Raw genomic sequence first — 24,096 nt, 5'->3', positions numbered from 1 at the left:
GCGCCTGAGGCTCACTGGGGGCCACCAGCTGCGCCAGCAGTAGGGACATAAACTTGCGCAAACCCAAAAGACACAACACCAAACTTTGAGCAGTCCAAGCAAGACCCGGCCGATGACGCGTCACGGCTCAGAGCGTTTGGTTGCGTCATCTGCTTCGATACGTTGAGCTGTTGCGGCGATCATTCTTGGATGCCACTCGTGCGTATGCTGACGGAGGCTATCGATCTGGATGATCGCGCGGTGGTGGTTTCACGTCCCGAGAGACTCGACGACGTGTTACCGGCGAGGTGGGGCTGCTTGGTTTCCGTTGGCCATTTGTGGCTGGGGCGGCATCAACAGGTTGCCTCGCTGGACATTCCAGCCAGCGGGCAGTTTTTCCGGAATGAAGAAGTTCCAAAACTGCTGTATCCCCGCCGCAAATGAGTTTCGCTTGACATCATCAAACTGATACTGATCCCACGTGGGAGCGTTCTTGGGATGAAAGTTCGGTGCGTACATCACGAGACCTTTGATGACGAAGTCCGATCCCAGTCCGATCTGAACCACTTTGTACTGAGCGCGATCTTCTGCTGTCTTGGGCCAAACCTCCAGCATCAACATTCCGGGTTCCTTGGATTCAACCTCTCGGATCCAAAACTTTTGCTTCATCTGCTCCGCATCAAGATTGAACACAAACGGCAGTGGACTATTGAAAATCTGTACGCCCTGCATTTCTTTGGGAAGTTCTTGAATCGTGCATTGCTTGATCGATCGGTCGTACTCCAAAACTTCTTTGCCTGTGCAGACGTACCATTCTCCCTCCATGCCGGGTTGAGGGGCGTATTGAGGCTTTCCCCCCTCCATTCCGGTAAAGAAGAGTTTGGTGTTTACTTTGAAAAGCCCTTTGTCCGGTGCAGAGTACTTGATATCGCCGATTGACTTGTCGGCATAGACGCCTGGAGGAGTCGCCAGCAGGTCAAAGTGCCAACGTTGGAACGTACATTCCAATGTCTTTGTCCCCTTGGTTTGCTCCTCCCATTTTGCAAGGATCTGATCCAAGCGAGCCTGGGCGTTTGCATCCAACGGTGGAAACGGTGCTTGTGCGGTTGATGCCGCGGCCGCTGCGGCTCGTTGTTGTGCGGCCTGTTGCTGGGCCAACTGCTGTTGACGCAGATAGGCTTCTTGTTGTGGCGTCAATTGCTGCGGCTGACTGCGTTGCTGGGCCAGTGCCTGCTGGCGGGCGGCAGCTTGCTGCGGTGTCATCGCCGCGCCGCCCGTTTGATTGGGAGCCTGAGCGACCGCCATCGATGCACTTGCCAGCGTCAGGATCCCAATGCCCAACGCAAGCGAGGCTTTGAAAATCAATCGAGTCATTTGGCGTTCCAACGTCATGTTCACATTCCGTGCGGTCGAGGCTGTCCGATTGTCCGATGAAGCCGCGTTCCATCCTATAGCACGTGTGAACACGATGCCCCTGACGCGGCCGATTGAGTTGACTTCGGGGGGACTCTAGCAATAAAAAAAACTGCAGCGAAAGAGCAAACCGCAAGGTCCGTTTGCTAGCACCGCGACGGCCTTCGGGGAAATCCGATTGATCCAGTCATGACGGCTCAGCCGGTTGCCGATCAATCCGATAGGCGGCTGTCCGCGCGTGCACCGCAACGTGCGCCGATGAAAGCTAGCGGACTGTTGATTGAGTGAGCCGATGGCGCTAGCCGCGGGCATACTGGTTGCGATCCAACCCGTCGAGGCCCGTGGCTAGCGCCATCGGCTCACATGTAATCCGTAATACACTGAATCAACAGCCCGTGAGACGCGATACCGTTCCCCTGTTCGTCAGAGTGAGTTTGCCAAATGCACCAACTCAGAATGCAAAGACGCAGTATGCTAGCAACCATGCTACTTGCCGCAACGCAGATGCAGGTGAGTTTTGCGTGCGCAGACGAACCGCCGTTGCCACCGATCGTCACATTGACAGGCGTTCGAACGGAGCGTTTGGCAGCGATTGGCAGTAAGACCAAAAAATGCGTTGTGACAGCGATCACAACGGATCCCCTAGGCGAGCTGATCGCGGTGGCGGGTGATGATTTCGCGATCCGGATCATCAACATGAGTTCGATGAAAGTGATTCGTACGTTAGAGAATCATCGCGATCTCGTTCGCACTATGAAATTTGACCCCAGCGGCAACCAGTTTGTCTCCGCCGGAAACGATGGCCAGCTCATTCTCTGGGATCGGTCTCGCGAATTCAAAATCACGCAACGGATGGATGGCACGCCCGCGATTTCATGCGTGAGTTTTTCGCCACAGAGTGATGAGATCGCGGCAGTGAGTTTCGATCGACGAGTGTATCTGATCGGCCAGCGTTCCAGCCAAACACCGCCGTTGAACTGCAAGAGCAATGATTTGCGGGCAGTCGCCTATCGTTACGATGGTGACCTGCTGGCTGCTGCTGGGCGAAGTGGAGAGCTGGAAATGTTCGATCTACGGACGATGCAGGCTCTCTCAGCAGAGAGGCTTCATTCCGGCAGGATCAATGGGATCAATTTTCTGAGACGCTCATCAAGGATCGTAACGGTGGGCGATGACGGAAATGTCTGCGTCTTTGATTCGGAAACTCGGCAAACGCTGCATCGGTTCAACGTCACAACGGGCAAGTTGTTTGCTGTTGCTGTCTTGGATGACGAACTTGTCGCGGTAGCCGGATCAGACAACAAAATACGAATCGTACGTCTCAACCAAGAACGCACGATCCGTGAACTCGACAATCACATCGGTTCGGTTGCCACCCTGGCAGCATATGACAGCATCCTTTTCTCGGGAGGCTATGATGCGACACTGAGGCGGTGGTCGTTGTCAGGCATCAAAACAGGGCGAGAGCAGATTGCGGAGAGAGAAGCAGGGCTCGAGCGTTGATGACATTCTGATCTTGTTGACCTGTACAGCAACAAGATCAGGGAGAGGGATTGATCGCGAGGCCGACGAAGGCCGACACGCACGATTGCAATTAGGGCACAGGGAGGTGCCACCGCGTGATTTGGAAATCCAAACGAAAACGTTCCCTCACTCGCACACCTGTCATGGACGTGCAGCGCCGCACGCGTGGCCCTGAGCGACTGGAACGACGAGAGTTGCTGGCCGCCGACCCGATCCACGTCGGTGTCGTCTACGTCGAAACGGATTACTTGGAAAGTGATCTGGATGTCGGCAGTGATACTCAAGGCGACCGTTTCATTCTTTCCTTTAATGGCGGCGCGCCGCTGACGCAGCTCACTGAACTGCGAATCACGACGGACAAGGATGGTGACGGGATTTCTGTCGGCGACCCGATCTTTGATACCCAAGCCGGTGGACGTGGCAAGAACGGCTTTCACGGATTCCAAATCGTGCGGGTCGTCGCCGGCGACAACCGCACCGTCCAAGCGGCCGCAGAAGTGGTTGATGGTGGCCAAGAATTGGTGCTGCGTCTTGAGAACTTTCGAGCCGGAGACCGGTTGGAGTTCACGCTCGATGTGGACGAAGTTCTGCGAAACGCGATCGAGCTGAGTGTTTTCAACGATCGACTGGACGTGATCACCTCAGGGCAAGAGTTTCAAGACTCGATCCTGGACGCAACCTTCGAGGCGCCCCACTACGAAGTCGCACACGCGGACGAGCTGTTCGTAAATGATTTCGGATCTCCGTACGACGACTTCGGCTTGAACCTGCCGCCAGACGAAGGGTCCGATCCCTACAGTCGACCCAATCGAACCGCTGCGGCAATCGCCCACACGCAGCAGGTGCCCAAACCGATCGAGCTGTCGGGGCACGTGTGGGTCGACAACGACCTGGACATCGTCCGTGAAAGCGGCGAGCCCGTTCTCGCCGATGTCGAGCTGGCATTGTTTCAACGCAACGCGAATGGTGTGTTTGCCGACACCGGACATCGAACGCGGACGGACACCAACGGGGCCTATCGGTTCGAAAAATCGCTCGGTTTGATGCCGGGTGAGTACCAGATCGTTCAGACGCAGCCCAGCGGCTATTTGAGCGTCGGTTCGGTGCCGGGCACCGTGGATGGACTTTCCACGGGTTTCTCCAAAGACGCCAACACCTTGACAGGTATCTTTGTTCCCGCTGGTGATTTGTCCGTCATCAACATGGATTTCGCCGAGGCTCAGTCGGCGACCCTATCCGGCTTTGTTTACTTTGACGAGAACAACAACGGCATTCGTGAACCGGGCGAAATGGGCATCGCAGGTGTGACGCTCCAGGCCATTCCCAACAACACGATCGCCCCGCAAGCCGTACGGACGACCGTCACGCTCAGCGATGGTTCTTATTCATTCGATGGATTGGCACCAGGCAGCTACGACATTGTGGAAACCGTAACGCCCCCTGGTTACGTCGACGGAATCGACTCTGCGGGAACGGTCAACGGTGTGGTGGTCGGCGTAGCGACGAACCCAGGCGATGTGATTCGACAAGTCTATCTGTTGGGCAATGAAACCGGCGTTGAATACAATTTCGGTGAAATCGTTTTGGGATCCATCGGCGGCTACGTGTACGTCGCTGCGCCCGGCGCCGACTGCACCGCAGATCACAACGCCACGGGCAACACGCCGCTGTCTGGTGTCAAGATCGAGTTGCAGACCTTTGACGGCAGCGTGATCGCGACGGACTACACCTCGCCAGACGGCGTCTACTTTTTCGACGATGTGCCCATCGGCGAGTACCGCATTGTGCAGTACACACCAGCGGGCTACATCGACGGGACATCCTTTCCAGGCAAGATCAATGGTCGACCGGTCGGTGTCTCCAACGGTGGGATGTTCATCGAGAACATCACGATGATCGCTGCGGGAGTGGGGACGGACTACAGTTTTTGCGAAGCGTCGCCGGCCAGCATCAGCGGATACGTTCACATCGACGGCAACGACGATGGTGTGCGAGACGCTGCGGAATCGGGCGTCGCGTCGGTGACGATCTCGCTGAAAGATGATTCCAACGTGGTCGTCGCAACGACGCAAACCGACTCGTCGGGGCGTTACGAGTTCACCGGATTGACGCCTGGTCGGTATACCATTTCGGAAACGCAGCCCAGCGGTCTATTCGACGGCAAAGACAGCGTGGGGACCATTGAGGGTCAGCGAGTCGGGATCGCCCAACAAGACGACCAACTGCAGCAAATCGATTTGCGACAGGGGCTCGCCGGAGTCGAGTACAACTTTGGCGAACTGCAACCCGCGTCGCTGAGCGGCATGGTCTACGAGGACTTGGACGCCGACTGCGAGCGAGATCCAGATGAGGCTGCACTTGCCGACGTGGTGCTCATACTGCGAGATGACCAGGGCAACGAGATTGCTCGAACGAGAACGAATCCAAGTGGCGAATACCGATTCGTGGGCCTGCGCCCGGGCCGATACTCAGTCGAGGAAATCCAGCCGGAGGGATATTTTGACGGAGGTGTGAAAGCCGGCACGGCTGGCGGAATCGTCGGCGAGAACCGAATCACCGAAATCGATCTGACATCCGGCGAGAACGCTCGGGACTACGATTTCTGTGAAGAACCAGGCGGTCGGCTTGCGGGCACCGTGTTCGTCGACTTGGACGCAGACCGTATTCAAGATGCGAACGAACAGCCCCTACAGGATGTCACGATTGTCCTTCGCGATGAACAGGGCGAAGTCGCGCGGACCAAGACCGACATCAATGGCAACTACTTTTTTGAAGGTCTGCGTCGCGGTCGATATACCGTCGAGGAGATTCAACCTGCTGACTACTTTGATGGCGGGGCCAAGGCCGGTACCGCGGGTGGTGTAGTCGGTGAGAACCGAATCTCCGATATTGTTCTCGCTGCCGGCCAGGATGCACAGGACTACGATTTCTGCGAAGAACCCGGCAGCGAACTCTCTGGATTCGTTTTCGTCGATCAGGATGACGATTGCGAGTTCGATGCGGAGGAACAGCCGATTCAAGGCGTGACGATCCAACTGCGTGATGCGGCTGGAAATACTGTTGCCCAAACGGTGACCGATGCGAGCGGTCGATATTCATTCGAGAACCTCAGGTCGGGCACCTATCAAATCTTTGAACAACAGCCTGAGGGTTTCTTTCAAGGTGGACAAAAGCTTGGCACCGGTGGCGGTGAAGTCCTCGGCGCTGACCTGATGCAAGTTTCACTGGCGGCAGGCCAAACGGTCGAGCGTTATAACTTTTGTGAAATCGCACCTTCCTCGATCTCCGGTAGCGTGTGGTCGGACAACGACGGCGATCAGAAACGAGACGCTGGCGAAGTCGCGATTCCCGGAGTGAGTATCAGGCTGATCGACGGAGACGGTGAACTGCTGCAGACCACGACGACCGATTCGTCGGGGCGATACAGTTTCCATGGTCTGGCGCCTGGGATTTACTCGGTGAGTGAAGTTCAGCCGAGCGGTTTTTTCCACGGCGGTCAATTGATCGGCAGCCATGGCGGAACCGTTCTTGTCGAAGACTTGATTGATGCGATCGAGTTGAGAGGCGTAGTCGATGCGATCGACTACGATTTTCCAGAGCTACCGCCTGCCACAATATCAGGCTTCGTATTCAAAGACGGAGCGGACTTGGCCCTCAGTTCCACGCCCTCTCCGGAGTCTCTGCGAGACTATCGAGATGGCCTGTTTACCTCGGATGACCTGCCGATCGCGGGCGTTCAAATTGAGTTGCGAGATGCCAACGGCATGAAGTTGACTGACAGTGATTTCCTTGGCGGAAATGCGGTCGACAGTTCGATCATTGCGACCGACGCGGATGGTTTCTACCTTTTTCAAGGCCTCCGACCCGGGACCTATTCGATCTATCAGACTCAACCCGAGGGATTCACCGATTCGTTGGACACCGCGGGCACGCTGGGTGGATTGGCGATCAATGCTGCTGACGAGTACTCGGATGAGGAAGCAGCGATCATCGCATCGTTGAGAGTCGATGCGGCGACGACGGACAACTGGGATGCGATCATCCGCATCACGGTCGGTGGAGGAGAGCACAGTGAGCACAATCACTTCAGTGAAATCCAGATCACATCCATGCCGGACTTCCCCAAACGCGCGACGCCGCCACCCATCTCCGTCGCTCCTGCTCCGCTGGATACGTTTGAACAGACGAAAAGGCTGGTGGTGATTTCACAACCGGCGCAGGTGTTGCCGCCGATGGTCGCGGACACGACCAGCAACGTGACCTGGCATTTGAGTGTCATCAACGGAGGATTTCCACGCGGAATTAGCGATGAGCCCGATTTGGTTGCAAGTGTTTCAGCCCGTACGGTTCACCGTAACGGCACCGAAGGAGACTACGCCAAGGGCCGATGGCAGTTGATGACTCTGGAAGGTCAAATCCTGCAGAAAAGCCGAGGCGTCACTCTTGGCGATTCACGAGCCGTTGCATTGGTAGGCAACTTTGACGGCGAAGCGGGTGACGAAGTCGCGATTTACGTGGCGGGGCGTTGGTACGTGGATCTGAACGGAAACGGCGTTTGGGATGCCGGCGACCTCTGGATCAAGCTCGGGACCGACATGGATCGTCCGGTCGTGGGCGACTGGGACGGCGACGGAAAAGACGACATTGGTATCTTTGGTCGTCAGTGGGAGCGTGACGAGTTCCGCGTCCGACAAGACGCCGGTCTTCCAGATCCAGCAAATGCTCGTCGTCGAAGGCCGAACTATCACAACCGGTTTGTGTCCGCCGAGACTCGCATGGAAGGTCGAGAAAGACTGCTGGTCCGTGGGGAGGACCTCCAATTGCGTGCCGACGCGGTGGACCATGTCTTTCAGTTCGGTGAGGAAGTCGATACGCCGATCTCTGGTGACTGGAATGGAACAGGCATCGATCAGATCGCCGTCTTCCGCGGCGGAACTTGGATGCTCGACTCCGATGGCGACGGCAGGCATGCCAAGGACGAAGCAACCTTTGAGTTCGGAGAACCTGGTGACCAGCCCGTCGTCGGTGACTTCAATGGCGACGGGATCGATGAAGTTGCCGTCGTGCGTGGTGACGAGTGGATCATCGATATCGATGGCGACCATAAGCTGACCGGCAATGACAAACGAATCAAACTGAAACGGATGAGTGCCGACAGTCAGCCGATCGCGGGTGACTGGGACGGGGACGGAAAAGACGAGCCAGGCTACTATGACAAAGCCGGATGATGAATAATCCGCGCCCAGCATTAGGCTGGGCTGTCCAAATTTGGTGTTGTGGCACTGTGGCGCTCCGCGAGTTTCTGTCACCTCTCCCAGCGCAGCTGGGGGTCCCCAGTGAGCCTCAGGCGCTAGCCGTGGGCCTGAGGCGGATTGTGGTGCCGGCCCACGGCTAGCGCCTGAGGCTCACTTTGATTGCGATGCATGAAACGAAAACATGGACTGAAAAAACAATGTCTACCCCAAGCTTTGAGCAGTCCAGCTGGTGGCCCCCAGTGAGCCTCAGGCGCTAGCCGTGGGCCTGAGGCGGATTGTGGTGCCGGCGCACGGCTAGCGCCTGAGGCGGATTGTGGTGCCGGCCCACGGCTAGCGCCTGAGGCTCACTTTGATTGCGATGCGTGAAACAAAAACATGGACTGAAAAAACAATGTCTACCCCAAGCTTTGAGCAGTCCAGCTGGGGGTCCCCAGTGAGCCTCAGGCGCTAGCCGTGGGCCTGAGGCGGATTGTGGTGCCGGCGCACGGCTAGCGCCTGAGGCTCACTCTGATTGCGATGCATGGGACAAAAACATGGACTGAAGAAACAATGTCTACCCCAAGCTTTGAGCAGTCCAGCTGGTGGCCCCCAGTGAGCCTCAGGCGCTAGCCGTGGGCCTGAGGCGGATTGTGGTGCCGGCCCACGGCTAGCGGCTGAGGCTCACTTTGATTGCGATGCATGGAACGAAAACATGGACTGAAAAAACAATGTCTACCCCAAGCTTTGAGCAGTCCAGCTGGGGGTCCCCAGTGAGCCTCAGGCGCTAGCCGTGGGCCTGAGGCGGATTGTGGTGCCGGCCCACGGCTAGCGCCTGAGGCTCACTCTGATTGCGATGCATGGGACAAAAACATGGACTGAAAAAACAATGTCAACACCAAACTTTGAGCAGCCTAGCACTAGGCTGCCCCGGTGGCTCGACCACTGACAGCTACCGTCTCATTCCGCTTGGACCTTTTGTGATGTCACCCGATCGACTGGATCAACTCCGCGGTGTCTACCGCGACGGACTGCTTGGTGACACGCTGCCGTTCTGGACAGAACACTGTGTCGATTCACAGCACGGCGGATTCATGATGTCGCTCGATCGGGACGGCACTGTGTTGGACACGGACAAGGGCGTTTGGCAACAGTGTCGATTCACTTGGTTGTTGGCGGAACTGTACAACAATGTGCAGCCGAATCAACAATGGCTTGACTTGGCCCAACATGGCTGTGACTTCATCGACCGTCATTGCTTCGACCCATCAGACGGCAGGATGTGGTTTCATGTGACCCGCGACGGCGAGCCGATTCGCAAACGAAGGTATGCTTTCTCGGAAGCGTTCGCTGCGATCGCCTATGGGGAACTGTTTCAGGCGACCGGCGACGATTCTTACCGCACAAAAGCCGTTCGAGCCTTTGAGGGGTTCGTCAAGCAAAGCTTGCACCCCAAGGCATCCGACCTGAAGTTCACGGGCACCCGCTCCATGAAAGGGCTTGGCGTGCCGATGATCACGATCATCACCGCACAAGAGCTACGCGACTCGATTGGCATGAGCGATGCCAATGAGTGGATCGACCGCAGCATCGAGACCATTCGGCGTGACCACATGCGTCCCGAGTTGGAATGCGTCTTGGAGAACGTTGGGCCGGATGGCCAATTCATCGACCATTTTGACGGACGACTGATCAATCCAGGGCACTCGATCGAGGGTGCTTGGTTCATCATGAACGAAGGCAAGTATCGATCTGACACCGAGCTGATTCAACTGGGGTGCCGCATGTTGGACTGGAGTTGGCAACGCGGTTGGGATTCGCAATACGGTGGAATGTTGTATTTTGTCGACGCCAAAGGGTTGCCCGTTCAAGAATACTGGCATGACATGAAATTCTGGTGGCCGCAGAACGAAACCATCATCGCGACGTTGTTGGCCTATCACTTGACCGGAGATACAAAGTACGCCCACTGGCATCAGTTGATCCACGACTGGGCTTATTCTCACTTTCCAGATCGTCAGCACGGCGAGTGGTACGGCTACCTGCATCGCGACGGCAGACTGAGTTCACCCGTGAAGGGCAACCTGTGGAAAGGCCCGTTTCACTTGCCCAGAATGCAACTCATGTGCTGGCGACTGGCCGAGCAATGAACGGTTACACCAACACGCGTGAGAGATCGATCGTCGCGATTGATTGTTGAGCAAGCTGCCTCTGCATGGCATGATCAAGCTTTTCATCGGTGAACTGCACACGAAACAAGCGTCGGGTAGAACGCTGCAAGCCGCATGCAAAGCTGATCGATGGCCGCACGTCCGAATCCAAGAGTTCGAATAACAAGTACAGAATGGGCAGTGGATCACAAGCACCGCAGATCATGACGCGTTCATGGATCTTGAGTAAACTGGCCGTCTCGCGCGCCACCCATCGGACCGCGTGCTCAGGCAACAAAGGCTCGCTCTCGTTGGCAAACCCGCTGATCGGCATTTCCATCGGAAACGATTTGGTGGGCAATGAAACTGCGACGGGAGTTTGATTGGTGTTTGCGGGTAAGATCAAGTGACCAAGCGCGAAGGCGGTTCTTGCCAACGCGATCGGATCGTTATCAAACTTGGAAAGTTGACTTGACGAGATCACCAATCCTCGCGTGACGACCGACATGCCTCCCCGTCCGCTGTACTCAGGGGCACCGTGCATCGTTCGGGCGATGCAATGAAGATCATTTTCCAACGGAAAGAAGCTCAGCCCCCAGGAATCCACCTCGGTGCCCAACGCTCCGTGAGATGGCGCCCAGCGGCAAAACTGTTTCGCCGTTCTCGTGTCGACACCGTCGGACTGACCAAGCAATTGGTAGCCCTTCATCCGGTTGCGGTTTGCCGATCCGTAGATCAGTTGGTCTAGAATCATCGTCAGTACGTGCCTGGATCAGGAGTTTTGAATCGCCCAGTGCAGCGGTTCGATCACTCCACGCGGCTCGATATGCAACGGGACTCGCTGAGCGTTGCCCGCGCCGTCAGACAACATGGCCGACGCACCAACAACGCTTGCGGCAAAGATCGCATGTCGCTTGAAGTTGCGTCGACAGTAATCCAAGAATCGTGGCATGTTGTTTGCCATGAATCGCTGTGGATCTTCGGCAGCTTCTGGACAGACATCGGTCTTGGTGAAAACGACGGCAACGGCAGGGCTGAGATCCTTCTTTCCTTTCAGGTCCGCCAATCCTTGGACCTGTGAGATGTACGAGCCGAGTTTCATCGCAAACAGGTCTTCGCGAGATCCCGAGTCACGGACTTGTAGCGAGTCACACAACAGCAGGAGGGCACTGCTGCGAGAAACGATGTGCTGCACCGCCGGGTACAAGCCTGGTTGTTCCATTTCTGCCGCGATCGCTTCGCCGGCAAAGTCGGGTGCGACAAAGTCAATCTGTTTTTGTTTTCGCGTTGATGAATCGGTGACGACGCAGTGAAGCCATTTCCACAGGTCGGTTTCCGTCGGAGTCTTTTCGGGGAATGAACGTTGCTCCAAAGCCGTGACGACTTGTTCTTGCAGCCCAATGGAGAACGCGCCGTTGGGGATTCCCTTGAGCTTTTGGGCACCGCCACAGAGCATGTCCAGCAGCAATCCCAAGTAGACCGTTTTTCCCGCGTTGCTGGCACCCACGACCGAAATGAAGTGGGGCCGCGAATCACGCGCGATCAACGACCGCGTGATTTCACTTGGCGTTTGGCATTCGGGGCAATAGATGTCGTCGGCATCCAGTTGGTACTCACAGCAGATGCATTCCGGGCCTTGCTCCGTCAACGATTTGGAACGGTAGGATTCGATTGTGCTCATCAGGAGACACCTTCTGCGTCTTGGGTGGTGGGGTGTGGTTCGTTCGAGGGCGGAGTGAGTGAATCGGCCAATTGACAACATCGGAAACCGATATTGTGGCGACGCGCTGATAAAGGTTGTCCGCTACGAGTCTTGCAGGTGGCTTGGGAGTGAAAGTAGCTGTCAAAGGCACCGCCGCGGACTTCAGCCATCGGCTCATCGAAGTGGACCGTGACATCCTCTGTCACTTGCAACACGTACTGTGTGTTCATCCACTCCCAAACGTTACCGATCAATTGGCGAACACCGTTGGGCGTGCTGCCCGCCGCGAACTCCGTGACCGGAGCTGTAGCGTTGCGTCCTGCGGCCCAAGTGTTGGCTTTTGCGGGGTCGAAGGAATTGCCCCAGGGATACTGAGACTCGCTCGTGCTATCTCCGGGACTCTTTCCCCAAGTTCCTGCTCGCTGCCATTCGGCAGAGGTTGGCAATCGTTTTCCGGACCATTGGGCATAGGCATTGGCTTCGTACCAACAGATGCCGACCACGGGATGATTTCGTTTTTCGACCGCAGGTTTGCCTTGAGCCCAGTTCGCAGGTCCAGGTTGCCCGGTTGCGTCAACAAACTGCAGCAACGCTTCCAGAATGTGCTCGGGCCAGAGTTGATAGTCGTCGTAGCCGCCTGCGTCCACGAACTTTGCATAGTCTGCGTTGGTGACCGGTGTGCGGTCGAGGTAAAACGCCGCCACCTCAGAGGCACCCACCACACCGGGCGACAATCCGCATGCACCGTCTTGCGAGATCGCGTACTCGTTGACCAAGGTGACGTGCCCGGGAGGAACATAGGCCATGTCCTGTTCGACGGCTTTCCAGGCATGATTGATCGACGCGGCGTCGAACTCGACACCATCGCTGGGAGCGAGGATTTTGATGTATCGACGATCGCGAATCAGACGCCGAACGTCGGGAGCGGCATCGGCAAAATCCAATTCGTTTTGGCCGCTGGGCACCGGCTGTTTGGCGGTTCCCAGTGAGAATACGCTCAATGGGGATCGAAAAAAGGATGTGAGAGACAAGGCAAATTCTCCTGGCGACTACTGGTGGTTTTGTTTCGAGCGTATTTCGCGACGCAAGCGTTGAAACTGCTTGACCGCGTCGCTCTGAGCTTCGGCAGAGCTGGCTTGCTGCTGCCATGGATTGGTCGGATTGATCGCCGGAGGTACAACCGTTCCAGCAACTGGCTTGATCGCCGGAGGGCGACAATCAACATCCGGGTTACTCGTGGGCACAATCTGCCCAGGGTTCGACGCATCGCGGATGGGTGCTTGAGCGCCGTCTGGTGCTGAGCAATGAGAATGCGTAGGGCCAGCGTCGGCGGTGAATTCGTTTGACTCAGTAGAGCAGGACGGAGTGTTACCCGGTTCGGACGTAGCGTCGGATGCTATGTCTGACTCGATTGGGCTGGTCTTCGACGCGTCGCGACCGGAGATGTCCTTGGCTGCGAAACTGATCTGGCTACGAATCGGTGATGGTGCACAGTGTTCGCGGGCAGCAGGTGCCAGTGAAATATTTCCTGGTGGAGTAAACGTCTGAGCATGCGTGGGCGTTGGATTCGTCGGAACAACCGCTTTGCCGTGCGCCAGCTTTGAACGTCGCTCGGATTCCACGGTCAACCAAGCGTCTGCCAGGAGGCTCGCTTGCTCTTGAACGTCTCGTTCGCGTGCCTCCGTTCTGAGCGTCCATTCCGCCTGTTGCGAGTCCACCGCCGCCAGTGTCTGCTTCAGCATTTCCTCTTGTTCAGCAAGCTGGGATGCACGAATCACAACCTGCCGAAATCGCCCTAGGAAACCACGGAAAAAGCCATTGATGTCTGTTGCGATGCCTTCAATCGCCTGAAGTCGATCGTCTAAATCCGAGCCTCGCGAGGAGTCGCCATCGAATCCGCCATCAATGCTGCCGACCATTCGCCCATTAATCTCCGGTGGATAGCACCCCATGGGCGCATCACCAGCAACCGGGCGTGGCTCGATTGCTCCACTGGCGACTTGGTCAGCCAGCGTATGGTTCATGCGATGGGGCGGAAGATTTGTCACAGGAAAACGAACGAAATAGGCAGGGATGGGGAACAGAACTCAACATGACGCCGGGAGCGGGTCCAAATCAGTACTCGTCGTCAACTCGCTTCCAAAGTCCGGAGATTCGACCGAAGAGCGAATCGCTCTTGGGCTGTTGCTTCTCCTTTTCTTCTTCGTGAATCTCACGCAAGTGTTCTCGAAGCGTTCGTAATCGCAATGCGAACTCACGGTCCGGTTGTTCTTTGGCTTCAGGCGTCGCCGTGTCAAACTCAGACAGTTGCTTGGACAATTGGAACCGCAGTCGAGAGACGTCGGCCCGTTCCCTGGCAAGCTTGGCTCGTTCCTCTTGCAGCGATTCGGGCTCCTCTTGGCTGGCCTTCTCGACTTCCTTCATCAAGGCAGCGTTTTCGCGTTTCAGCTTTTCCAGTTCATCCAACAACGCCGTGTTTTGCTCTTGCAGTTTGGTGATATTTTCTTCGTGGCACTGAGGAGCGTTGTAGCGTCGCGCGACATCTTGCATCTGTTGCTGAAGCTGATCGCGTTCGGCGGCAACCGTCGATAATCGCTCACGTAGACCGTCGGACTCCGCAGTCCATTCCGATTCACGTTCGGAAACGCGTTGCTCGATTTCACCGAGCCAGTTTTCCAGGCAACTGCGTTCTTCCTTTTCGGCTTGGTTCTGGATTTCTGCCGTTTCCAACAGTTCCTGCAGAATGCGGACGCGCTCGTCGTGTTCTGCCATTTCAGCGAGCATGTCGTCCATGCGGCCGACCAAGCTATCACTGTGTTGTGCGACTTCGATCGCATCAGGTGCATGCGTTTCGCCGAATGAGTCGGCACGCAACATGGCGATTTGTTCATCTCGGGCGGACAACTGAATTCTCAGATCTTCGATCTCAGCTTTCAGCAATCCCACGGTGTCGGCATCAAAGGCATCTTCGTCACCCCAATCATCGGACGCATCGTCCCAATCGTTCGCGGCGATCGCATCGAGACCATCCACATCCATGTCGTCCATCGACATGTCAGTGGAGTCTCCCCAAGAGGACGCGCAGATGGAGGGAGGCTGAATCTGGTGGGCTGAATGGGAGCTGGTCTTTTCGAGGTGAGGATTCGTCGAAGCCTCCTCGGAGGACAATGGAGACTCACAGCGTTCTTCGCTGAACGAGTCGGTTTCCTCGTCTTGGCAATCATCAGCCATGTCGTGAGGCGTCTCGGCGGCAATTTCGGTTGTTCTGCGTTCTGCCGCTTCCACAGAAGCGGCGACATTGCCCACCAAGGTGAGTTCGGCTTCACCGACCGTGATTTGATCGCCGATCCGCAATTCGGTTTTGTCGTCGATCAATCGACCATTGACATGCGTGCCCGTCGCGGATGCCCAGTCTTGAATCGAAACAACGCTGCTATCAACATCAACGAGACAATGGATATCGGCCACGTCTTTGCCATGGACACGTATGCCGCATGTCTCCGACCGGCCAATGAACACGCTTCGTCCGGGTTTCAGAGGATGAACAATCGGTGCCGCACTCGGTCGCAGAACGTGCAACGCGAACTCAGCCGACTTTGATTGATTGGATTGCGACATCATTGATTCTCCATCATGGGGACTTCACCGGCAAACTGAGTGACAGGAGCGGCGACGGGAATCACCGATTCGACAACGGCGGGGTCTTGTTGCAGCACGCGTTCCATGCTGGCAAAAAGATCGTCGTGCGTGTATGGGCTATGCAGCACTTCGTTGGGCTGGAATCCGAGCAGCTTTCCCCAAGGCACGTTGGGATCGTCGGCGACCTGTGCAGGTGCCAGGACGACCTTGCGGGAACCGGTGAAGGGTTCGGATGCGTTGAGCACGGCGTCCCGAACAGCATCGCAAGCTTGTGGGGTGTCAACGGCAAAGAAGATCACGTCGGGCTGTGAACGCTTGACCAACAACTGCAAGGTCAGAACGTCACGGACAACCTTGCCGACAAAACGTCCTTGTTGGTTGGCAAACGATTGTCGAAGTTGGCCTGCGACAACCGTATTGGTTTCGTACGCTACGAACTTCGCCTCACTCTCGTCTCGTTGAGTTTCCAGGATTTCCGCTTGGCAGAATCCGTGCAGCACACGTCGAACCTCGTCTCGCTGCCATCCCAATCGCTGCTGCAGTTCGTCAATGCTGCGTGGATCGGTGACCAGATTCATGATCTTCATATGACGAGCGGACAAGCCTGCTCGATCAAGGTTTTGCCCTCGGATCGCGCGACGGACGTATCGTGTCGAGGAATCGTCGCCAGGCAAATCGTGCTCGTCGGCATGCAGAGAATGCTCGACCAACAGACCCAGCACGCTGACTTCGAGGGGCAGGTCGCGATGCAACGAAGGGAACTTCTGATTGCAGCGGAACTGATATCCCTTCAACGGTCGCGACAACGCGAGCCCCAGCAGCATTGCGGCTTGGAATCGCAAGAGCTTGCAGGTCAAACGTGGATCCAAAACACGCTTGTCCATCAACTGAACGAATCCTTCGAATTCCGATGTTCCTCGCCCGGCAACGGTGAGACGCAGGACTTGCGATAGGCTTTGAAGGGATTCCGGCAATCGAGAGACGATTTTATCGACTTCGACGGTGGATAAACCCGTGCCCGTAATCCCTTGGACACGTCCGCCGTCGAGATAGATCCACAACCGCATCCGCTCGGCCTCGACCTCCAGCACGCCTTTCTTTTGTCCGTTGTTGAGAAAGTCGATGAGTTCACGAAGCCCAAAGTTGGCGAAGCGTCCTGCAAGATCCGGCTCACTCTGTTCACCGATGATCTCGGGAACGGCTGATCCCTTGGTTTGCGATTCGACGATCATCGCTGCGGTTTCGATCGCGTTGGCGACGGTCGTCCGCAACAGGTCCTCGGTGTACGGTTTGGGCAACATGTCGACCACATTGTCGAGGTCGGCATACTCCACGTACGCTTTCTTTCGCAACGTGCTGCTGACGACCACGGGTATGTGCCGCAACGCGGAGTTCTCCGCCAGCTGCGTGCAAACATCGAATCCGGTTGTCCCGGGCAATTGATGGTCCAGCAGAATCAGGTCAGGGCGAATCTCATCAGCCAACTGCAAGCCTTCTTCGGCAGTGGGAGCCAGCGTCACGGAGTAGCCCGCGGGACTCAGGTGCGAGTCGACCAGTTTTCGAATGGTCGCGCTGTCGTCAATCACCAAGATTTTTTTGTTCGTATCGGTCATCGTTACTCTCTGTCTCCGAAAGAAAAGGTCGTGTACGGCGTGCTCATGGTTTTGCCCAACTCAGGTTGGCGACAGCGTCAGCCAAGCGGTTGTCCAAGAGCGGTTTTTGAATGTATGCGGATGCACCAAGTTGGATCGCGTGTTTGCCAGCGGTCTCAACGCTGCGGCTGCTGATCATAAAGACGGGTGTCTGCTGCAAGCTTTCGTGTTGCTTGATGGACTCCAGCAACTCCAAGCCTGTCATCCTCGGCATGTCGATGTCGCTAAAGACAGCGTCGTAGGAACCGTCCACCAACGCTTCCCAGGCTGCTTGGCCGTCCTCGAACTGGTCGATCATGACTCCGTATCGCTGCAAAGCCTGCACAACTCGTAGGCGAGCACTCTTGGAGTCGTCCACGACCAGAACTTTCACTTCGTTGCGAAGGTCGGATTCTTGTATCGGTCGCTTGACTCGTGGGACAGTTGATGCCGAACCCGCTGCGACAGCAAAACGTCGTGGATCCAACAACAGGACCACTTCTCCCATTCCGGAGAGCGTTGCACCGCAGCAGAACGGATGTGGTTTCAGTAGTGTGGGCAACGGGCGTACAACGATTTCTTCCGGACCCAGAACTTGATCGACCAACAATGCGATTCGGTTGCCAGCTTTTGGGTCGCCGGATGCGGAAGTGGTGAATAACTCGATCACACCAGCGGCTGAGTCATTGGCGATGGTTGAATGATCGCTCGTGGGACTTGCCGGCGCGGTGAGATTCAGGATGTCATGGATCGGAACGGCTCGTTCATAGGCGTCGGCGTTTCCGGCTTGCGCGATGGCGGTCACAGGAAACGCAAACAACTGTCCGGCGGCACGAAACACCATCACGTGTTGGATCATGGATGGCAGGGGCAGCGAAAGTCGAATGGTGGTGCCTTGGCCGGACTCCGAGTCCACCTCCACCCAACCTCGCATTCGTTCCAACGTCGACGCAACAACGTCCATTCCGACGCCGCGTCCAGAGAGCTGGTCGACTGTTTGTCGGGTCGAGAATCCAGGGTGGAAAATCAGCTGTGCCAATTCTGCACGACTGGCGGAGTTTTCGGCACCGATTAGCCCGCGTTCAATTCCCCGTCGGCGAATCGCGTCAAAATCCAGCCCGGAACCGTCATCGCGAACTTCGATCACCAGCAAGTCGGGACCAGAATGAGCATGCAGTGTGACGGTCCCGTGTGGCGATTTGCCCTTCGCAATACGTTTTTCGCTTGTTTCAATGCCGTGGCCCACGCAGTTGCGAACAATGTGCAGCAGTGGCTCAAAGATTCGTTCCTGCAGCGATCTCTCGATCCCGGTGTTTTCGCCGATCAGTTCGACGCGGATCTGTTTTCCTTCTGATCGCGCGGCATCGCTGATCGCGCGGTGCAATCGACGAAACAAACCTGCCACCGGCGTTCGACGCAGTTGGGTCAGCTCCAGGCGAAAGTTTCGGATGAACTCCGATACGGCTTGGTTGCCGTCTGCCACGGGCTGGTAGCACTCACGCAATCGTTGTGCCGATTCCATCACATCGCTTGCGACTTCATTGAGACGCGAGAACGAGATTCCTTCACCGGCAAGCTCAGCGTCGGCGAGTTTGTCCATCGCAAGCAAAGACTCACCTTCATGGCTCAGCATTCGCATGCGAGTCACGCAGTAGGTCAGTTCTCCATGGATCTGTTTCAGGTCCCGCAGTTCCGTATCACGTTGATTTCGCAACATCACCAGCTCGGACAACATGTCCATCAGGCGATTAAGCTGGGACGACTTGACGCGAACTGTTTCGTCGTCGCCGTGGTCGTCCGCAGGAGATGCTGCTGACGCTTTCGCAACAGGCTGCGGCGTGGGTTGTGGTAGGGGTTGTGGTGAGGATTGAGCCGTGTGTGGTGCGGAAGTATCCCAGGTTGTGCATTGAGCAGGTGGCTGCTGGGGCACGCTGGTGGTTTCTGCCGGCAGCGGTTGCCCTTCGACACGACATCGAATCACGTCGACATGATGAAACAGCTCTTGTTGATCGACAGGGTTTCCGGCGTCTTGTTTTTCACGAATGAATTCTTCCACATCGTGGATGTAGCGTGCCAAGTGTTCCATGCCGACACTCGCCGATGCACCCTTGATGGTATGCAGTTCGCGTTGGATCACCCGAATCGGATCAGCGGCGGTGGGATCGGATTCCAATTGCAGCAGCGCCTGCTCCATCGCGGCCAATCCGCGTGACGCGTCGTCCATGAAGGCTTCACGAAGCTCTTCATCGAGTTCCACGTTATCCAGCGCGGGTGGCTCAACGGTTGTCGATGAGTGTGAATCGGTCGAGTTGTTTGATTGGCTCTGTGCTGGTTTCCCAAGTGTTTGGAGTGCCGTCTCTGTTTTCGGCACGGGTTCACATAAAGGCGTTACATCACCGAGTTGCGAAAGCAGCTTGGCGATCTCGTCCGCTGAGGGTGCTGCGATCTCGGAATCGGAATGGCGTTCCTCGGCATTTTCATGCTCAGACTCCATCCGCATCGTGATTTCGTCTCTCAAGGCATCGATTTGATCCCAGTCGAATCCGTCTGAGTCGTCACCTACCACGATCTCGCGAATCTGATCGCATGCACTGATCACGAAACGCATCTGCTCCTGAACGGAGGCATCGTCATCGTCAAAGTTTGCGACCAGTTCATTGACGTTGCCTGCAAAGCTGGACAGGAGCGTCACGAAGTCCACCAGATTGTCACTGATATCCTCAAGTCCGGCTTGCTGCAGATCAGCGAGCATCTCCATGGAATCAGCAAACTGTACCGCCAGGGATTTTGGCGTTGTTCGTCCAGAGAGTTCGAAGGCATGATCGCTAAACGCGTTGCCCGATCCGGTTGTTTGGTTACTCATGACTGAATGGCCTCACGATCAGTGCGAGCTGCTGCGGCCGACGAGATGTCGTGAGACGCCGGGTCGTTGATTTGTTGAGCCAAAGCGATGAGCTGTGGATCGCGACTGGCCTCCGGAGGAGCATTGACTTCGTTGCAGCCGCGTAGACGATGAATGGTACTGTCCAGCTCAATGGTCGCTTTGGCAAGTGATTTGACGGCCCAAGATGCGTTGCCGGCTTGATTGCGATCGGTTTGACCGACGCCACAAAGCGATTCCACTCCACTGAGAACGCTTTGCACGGACTGTTGTTGTTGAGCGTTTTCGCTGGCCAAACGATGGGCTTTGTCGATACTTTGGTGTGTCATTTGCGTCAACTGATGGAGCGACTCGGCGATTGCTGCGATCAGCACGGTTTCGTTGTCGACCTCTCGCGACTCTTTGTCGAGAATCGCGATGGAGTCGTTGGTTTGAGCTTCGAGCGATTCGACCAGGATTCCAATTTCATTGGATGCGGCTGCGGTTTGGCCGGCGAGTTTTCGGATTTCATCTGCGACGACGGCAAAGCTGCGACCGTGCTCCCCTGCCCGAATGGATTCGATGGACGCGTTGAGCGCCAGTAGTTCGGTGTGGGAAGCGACGTCGCCGATGGTGGAAACCAGGTTGCTGATTTGACGAGTCGGATCGCACAGCGAGCGCAACTTCTTTTTGCTGGTCTCGCTGCACGAGCGGATTCGGTTGACTCCGTCGGACAGTTCGCCGACTTTGTCCATCGCTGCGCCGATCGCATCGGTGATTTCAGTGATCTGTTGTGCGATGGAGTCAGCTCGTCGGCTTGCTTCTTGGATACTTTGCGACAGCGTCATGATCGAGGCTTCTGTCCGTGACGCGATTTCTGTCTGCGTTGTTGAACCGGAGGAGATTTCGCGAGTGCAGCGGCCGATCTGCAGAACGTCTTGCTCGATCTGGTTCATCATTCCGGAAAGTGAGCGACCGATGCCGCCGAGGACGTTCTTCAGAAGAGTGATGTCCGGTTGACCGCCTTCGTCGCGTCGACTCAACCGTGACAAAACCGATTTGATTTCACGTGAATGCTGACGCTCATTGGCTTCCACATTCTCGTAGTGTTTGGCCCGCTCTTGGACTTCGACGCACACCTGATCTAGCTCAGCGATTCCTGTACGGTTTGATTTTGGTTCACGATGATTCAGTGTGTCTTGCACCGTGGTGGCAGCGCGGCAAATCCGGGTCGACACCATGAACCCGCAGATGATCGATGTGGCAAAGCTGGCGATTGCAACGATGACCCACGCGGGGGCAGTCACGACCGATGCGCTCGCCAGTACAGAGGCCACAGCGACGACGGCGACCAGTCCATGACTCAAAGCGAACAGGAGATGAGCTTTCATGATGTTTTCTAAATCGTATCGAGAGTTGGCAGTTGCTTGACTAGTGGGATGTACTGGGGTGTGTCTGCGTCCATCGGCCGTGGAGCGTTTGCTGTATCACGCGTTGCAGACTGTTGACATCCAAAACACTTAAGACGGAACCATCAAAGGATGCGGTTCCCAGTAACACCGTCGCGGTCGAGTCGTTTCGGTGTTGAGCGGCGACGTGGGTTTCGACAGGGTGGATCGCCATGACTTTGTCGATCAGGATCCCCCAGTCACCCAGCGGACTGTTCAGGATCAAAAGTTGATTCGATGTACCGTTGACCGCCGCGTGCTCCCCGACGATGGGAGCCAATGCGATGACCGGCAGGAATTCGCTGTGCACATGACCAATGCCCGCCAATGCGTCATGGCTGACGGGGACGGGGACGATGTCCGGTGCATGGGTTACTTCACGAACCGTTGTCGCCGGCAGCGAGAACACAGCGTCACCGCATCGAAAGATGCAGTGTTTGTCGCTGAGGCTAGCGATGCTGGACGTGTTGTTGGTGAGCGTGGTCATGGAAATGAGTGAGCTGAAAGTGTGTCGCTATTTCAGTAAGTTTCGTATGGAGTCGGCGAGATTGAATGCGTCTTGTGAAGTGCGATGAGTCGTCGACTTCGTTTGCAGTGAGCCGCTGGAAAGCATTGCGAGTCGTTGACGAATTTCACTGTGAAAACAATCCAGCTCTTCTTCCCAAGCGTCGAGCATCTCAGTAGTCAATTCAAAATCGACGCTGGATTCGGTGATCGGCTCAGGTTCGAGTTTGTTGGGGGTGGATTCGTGTGGCATGTCCGCGCCGGTGGATTGGCGATGAGTTGACGTGGCAGATTGTGCTTTCAGCGTTGCCGTGCAAAACACTGGAGAATGAGGGTTTGAAGTCTCAGTGACGTCGGTGACGTCGAAACTCGGTCAGCAGCGAGATGACAGTTTCGAGCAACACATCGGCTTGAGTCGGTTTTGGCAGAAAGGCCCCCAGTTCATTGCCCAATGCAGTGAGATGCGGCGCTTCGGCACATGTCAAGAAAATGAAGGGAGTGTCTTTGCTCCAATCTTCCCTGGCGAGCAGTTCGTGGCAGACGCCGTAGCCATCCAATTCGGGCATGTTGATATCCAACACGACCAGGTCCGGATGTTGATCGAGAGCAATCTCGACTGCCTGACGTCCGTCTTCAGCCAGCAGGACATCAAAGCCGGCCTGTTTGAGAACACGTTCGTTCAACCGGCGAACTGTCTTGCTGTCGTCCGCGACCAGAATTCGTCGACGACGAGGGATGGCCCCTTCAGAGAGCTGTGTATTCGGATCGTTCGTGGTCTGGATGCCGTCAGGCGTCCAGGAAGTATGTGCGGACATGGATGACTCCGACCGAATGGCCGGCACGGAGTGATGACTCCGACCAAGCGTCTTCGGACAATCGGTTGTTTGGTTCTTTCGGTAACCCGGCTGTCTCATCGGGAGACCCGTGGCTTTGCGCACTCGGCTTCGCAGCCGGTTTGCCTTTTCGGGAACCGACGTCGGTTCCACATCGTGCGTTTGTCACTCATGGGGAGAGTAACGCGAGAAATGCTGCTGGCACGTGTCCGCCAACAGACGCTTCCACGTGAACGGTGGGTTACTGGATAGCAGAGTCAAGTGATTCCGACAAAAATGCCGGTTATCCGCGTTGGCCGGGCTCCTGATGGGCTTGTTGATTTCATTCGTGACGGGGATTTGATGGATGTAGGAAAGGTGCTCTTGCCCAGTTGAGTGATGAGCGTCGGCCGAGAGTGAGCGACCAACGACGAAATCAACAGGCCGCCGGGTCGGAATTGGGTTAATCTAAGGGCCTAGTGCTGCGGAACCCTCTAGCGAGAAATGATCGTGAACCTTAAAGACACCCTGAGTGAACTCCGCCGACTGGGCAGCGACGGAACACGCCAGATTTATCTACGTCATGGGGCATCTGAACCACTGTTTGGGGTCAAGTTTGGCGATCTTGCTGGTTTGAAAAAAAGGATCGGTGTGGATCACGAACTTGCCTCATTGCTTTGGAAAACAGGGAACAGCGACGCCCAGACGCTGGCACTGATGGTGATCGATCCGAACCAATTGAAATCCAAAGAGATCGATGACTGGATGCGGGGACTCGACTACGACTTGTTGGTCGGAATGCTGGCCGGGGTCGTGGCCAAGACGCGTTTTGCGATTACGAAATGGACCAAGTGGTCTCGGGCGAAGTCCGAATCATCACTGGTAGCCGCCTACAGCTTGGTCGCTCACTGGCTGAAACAATCCCCTGACGACGTGCCCGATACAGTGATCGAGGAGGCGCTCAAGCGAATTGCTGACGGAATCCATGATTCGCCCAATCGAGCCAGACACGCGATGAATAACGCGCTCATTGCCATCGGTGTCTTTTCAGAGCGACATCGAGGCAGCGCGATCCGGGTCGCAGAACAAGTAGGAAAGGTGACCGTGGACCATGGACAGACCGGTTGCAAGACTCCCGATGCTGTAAAATACATCGCCAAATCGGTCGCCCATTATCGCAAGCGTGGGCGATGCTGATCCCGA

16 protein-coding genes and 1 riboswitch are annotated in these 24,096 nt (G+C 56.2%); of the genes, 4 read left to right on the top strand and 12 right to left on the bottom strand.

The window, feature by feature from the left end:
• Positions 1-276 precede the first annotated feature (276 nt).
• Positions 277-1,353, bottom strand: a complete 1,077-nt coding sequence (locus Pla52nx_RS08600) for a TIGR03009 domain-containing protein (protein WP_146519060.1) — start codon at positions 1,351-1,353, stop codon at positions 277-279.
• A 480-nt stretch (positions 1,354-1,833) separates the two neighbouring features.
• Here Pla52nx_RS08600 and Pla52nx_RS08595 point away from each other — a divergent pair, with 480 nt between their 5' ends.
• The 3 genes from Pla52nx_RS08595 to Pla52nx_RS08585 all read left to right on the top strand — a co-directional run bounded on the left by Pla52nx_RS08595 (position 1,834) and on the right by Pla52nx_RS08585 (position 10,297).
• Complete coding sequence (locus Pla52nx_RS08595) at positions 1,834-2,895, top strand: WD40 repeat domain-containing protein (RefSeq protein WP_146519061.1); 1,062 nt, start codon at positions 1,834-1,836, stop codon at positions 2,893-2,895.
• 164 nt (positions 2,896-3,059) lie between these two features.
• Positions 3,060-8,144 (top strand): MSCRAMM family protein, encoded by a 5,085-nt coding sequence (locus tag Pla52nx_RS08590; RefSeq protein ID WP_146519062.1) that lies wholly within the window; start codon positions 3,060-3,062, stop codon positions 8,142-8,144.
• 986 nt (positions 8,145-9,130) lie between these two features.
• On the top strand, positions 9,131-10,297 hold the full coding sequence (locus tag Pla52nx_RS08585) for an AGE family epimerase/isomerase (protein ID WP_146523747.1): 1,167 nt from the start codon (positions 9,131-9,133) through the stop codon (positions 10,295-10,297).
• A gap of 4 nt (positions 10,298-10,301) precedes the next feature.
• Here the strand turns inward: Pla52nx_RS08585 and Pla52nx_RS08580 are convergent, their stop codons facing one another.
• From Pla52nx_RS08580 to Pla52nx_RS08530, 11 genes are all read right to left on the bottom strand, one after another.
• Positions 10,302-11,051, bottom strand: coding sequence for a hypothetical protein (locus tag Pla52nx_RS08580; RefSeq protein ID WP_146523748.1), 750 nt, complete (start codon positions 11,049-11,051; stop codon positions 10,302-10,304).
• An 18-nt stretch (positions 11,052-11,069) separates the two neighbouring features.
• A complete protein-coding gene (locus Pla52nx_RS08575) occupies positions 11,070-11,978 on the bottom strand; it encodes a TRAFAC clade GTPase domain-containing protein (RefSeq protein WP_146523749.1) in 909 nt (302 codons plus the stop codon).
• Positions 11,978-13,030 (bottom strand): formylglycine-generating enzyme family protein, encoded by a 1,053-nt coding sequence (locus Pla52nx_RS08570; RefSeq protein ID WP_146523750.1) that lies wholly within the window; start codon positions 13,028-13,030, stop codon positions 11,978-11,980. The genes Pla52nx_RS08575 and Pla52nx_RS08570 overlap by 1 nt, the downstream gene beginning before the upstream one ends.
• 18 nt (positions 13,031-13,048) lie before the next feature.
• Complete coding sequence (locus Pla52nx_RS08565) at positions 13,049-14,023, bottom strand: hypothetical protein (RefSeq protein ID WP_146523751.1); 975 nt, start codon at positions 14,021-14,023, stop codon at positions 13,049-13,051.
• A gap of 91 nt (positions 14,024-14,114) precedes the next feature.
• Positions 14,115-15,617 (bottom strand): FHA domain-containing protein, encoded by a 1,503-nt coding sequence (locus Pla52nx_RS08560; protein WP_231742865.1) that lies wholly within the window; start codon positions 15,615-15,617, stop codon positions 14,115-14,117.
• Positions 15,617-17,251 carry a response regulator gene (locus Pla52nx_RS08555; protein WP_146523753.1) on the bottom strand — a complete coding sequence of 545 codons (1,635 nt, stop codon included), beginning with the start codon at positions 17,249-17,251 and terminating at the stop codon, positions 15,617-15,619. The genes Pla52nx_RS08560 and Pla52nx_RS08555 overlap by 1 nt, the downstream gene beginning before the upstream one ends.
• A 43-nt stretch (positions 17,252-17,294) precedes the next feature.
• A complete protein-coding gene (locus Pla52nx_RS08550) occupies positions 17,295-20,132 on the bottom strand; it encodes a hybrid sensor histidine kinase/response regulator (protein ID WP_146523754.1) in 2,838 nt (945 codons plus the stop codon).
• Complete coding sequence (locus Pla52nx_RS08545; protein WP_146523755.1) at positions 20,129-21,520, bottom strand: methyl-accepting chemotaxis protein; 1,392 nt, start codon at positions 21,518-21,520, stop codon at positions 20,129-20,131. Before Pla52nx_RS08545 ends, Pla52nx_RS08550 begins: the two co-directional genes overlap by 4 nt.
• A gap of 40 nt (positions 21,521-21,560) precedes the next feature.
• A complete protein-coding gene (locus tag Pla52nx_RS08540) occupies positions 21,561-22,064 on the bottom strand; it encodes a chemotaxis protein CheW (protein ID WP_146523756.1) in 504 nt (167 codons plus the stop codon).
• A 27-nt stretch (positions 22,065-22,091) separates the two neighbouring features.
• Positions 22,092-22,403: a hypothetical protein gene (locus tag Pla52nx_RS08535; protein ID WP_146523757.1), complete on the bottom strand. Its 312-nt coding sequence runs from the start codon at positions 22,401-22,403 to the stop codon at positions 22,092-22,094.
• Positions 22,404-22,425: 22 nt separating this feature from the next.
• On the bottom strand, positions 22,426-22,896 hold the full coding sequence (locus tag Pla52nx_RS08530) for a response regulator (protein WP_146523758.1): 471 nt from the start codon (positions 22,894-22,896) through the stop codon (positions 22,426-22,428).
• Between the two features lie 77 nt (positions 22,897-22,973).
• A riboswitch (cyclic di-GMP riboswitch) is annotated at positions 22,974-23,051 on the bottom strand.
• Between the two features lie 352 nt (positions 23,052-23,403).
• On the opposite strand from Pla52nx_RS08530, the gene Pla52nx_RS08525 reads away from it, so the two are divergent.
• A complete protein-coding gene (locus Pla52nx_RS08525; protein ID WP_197455160.1) occupies positions 23,404-24,090 on the top strand; it encodes a DNA alkylation repair protein in 687 nt (228 codons plus the stop codon).
• The last annotated feature ends 6 nt before the right edge of the window (positions 24,091-24,096 follow it).

Source organism: Stieleria varia (assembly GCF_038443385.1).
In the GTDB taxonomy this organism is placed as follows: Bacteria; Planctomycetota; Planctomycetia; order Pirellulales; family Pirellulaceae; genus Stieleria; species Stieleria varia.
This window is presented reverse-complemented; position numbering and strand designations above follow the sequence as displayed.

Coding starts and splice junctions, on each gene's coding strand:
- Pla52nx_RS08585 (WP_146523747.1), top strand. CDS start 9,131: ATGTCACCCGATCGACTGGATCAACTCCGCGGTGTCTACCGCGACGGA.
- Pla52nx_RS08575 (WP_146523749.1), bottom strand. CDS start 11,978: ATGAGCACAATCGAATCCTACCGTTCCAAATCGTTGACGGAGCAAGGC.
- Pla52nx_RS08540 (WP_146523756.1), bottom strand. CDS start 22,064: ATGACCACGCTCACCAACAACACGTCCAGCATCGCTAGCCTCAGCGAC.
- Pla52nx_RS08580 (WP_146523748.1), bottom strand. CDS start 11,051: ATGATTCTAGACCAACTGATCTACGGATCGGCAAACCGCAACCGGATG.
- Pla52nx_RS08560 (WP_231742865.1), bottom strand. CDS start 15,617: ATGTCGCAATCCAATCAATCAAAGTCGGCTGAGTTCGCGTTGCACGTT.
- Pla52nx_RS08545 (WP_146523755.1), bottom strand. CDS start 21,520: ATGAAAGCTCATCTCCTGTTCGCTTTGAGTCATGGACTGGTCGCCGTC.
- Pla52nx_RS08590 (WP_146519062.1), top strand. CDS start 3,060: ATGGACGTGCAGCGCCGCACGCGTGGCCCTGAGCGACTGGAACGACGA.
- Pla52nx_RS08555 (WP_146523753.1), bottom strand. CDS start 17,251: ATGACCGATACGAACAAAAAAATCTTGGTGATTGACGACAGCGCGACC.
- Pla52nx_RS08595 (WP_146519061.1), top strand. CDS start 1,834: ATGCACCAACTCAGAATGCAAAGACGCAGTATGCTAGCAACCATGCTA.
- Pla52nx_RS08600 (WP_146519060.1), bottom strand. CDS start 1,353: ATGACTCGATTGATTTTCAAAGCCTCGCTTGCGTTGGGCATTGGGATC.
- Pla52nx_RS08565 (WP_146523751.1), bottom strand. CDS start 14,023: ATGAACCATACGCTGGCTGACCAAGTCGCCAGTGGAGCAATCGAGCCA.
- Pla52nx_RS08550 (WP_146523754.1), bottom strand. CDS start 20,132: ATGAGTAACCAAACAACCGGATCGGGCAACGCGTTTAGCGATCATGCC.
- Pla52nx_RS08530 (WP_146523758.1), bottom strand. CDS start 22,896: ATGTCCGCACATACTTCCTGGACGCCTGACGGCATCCAGACCACGAAC.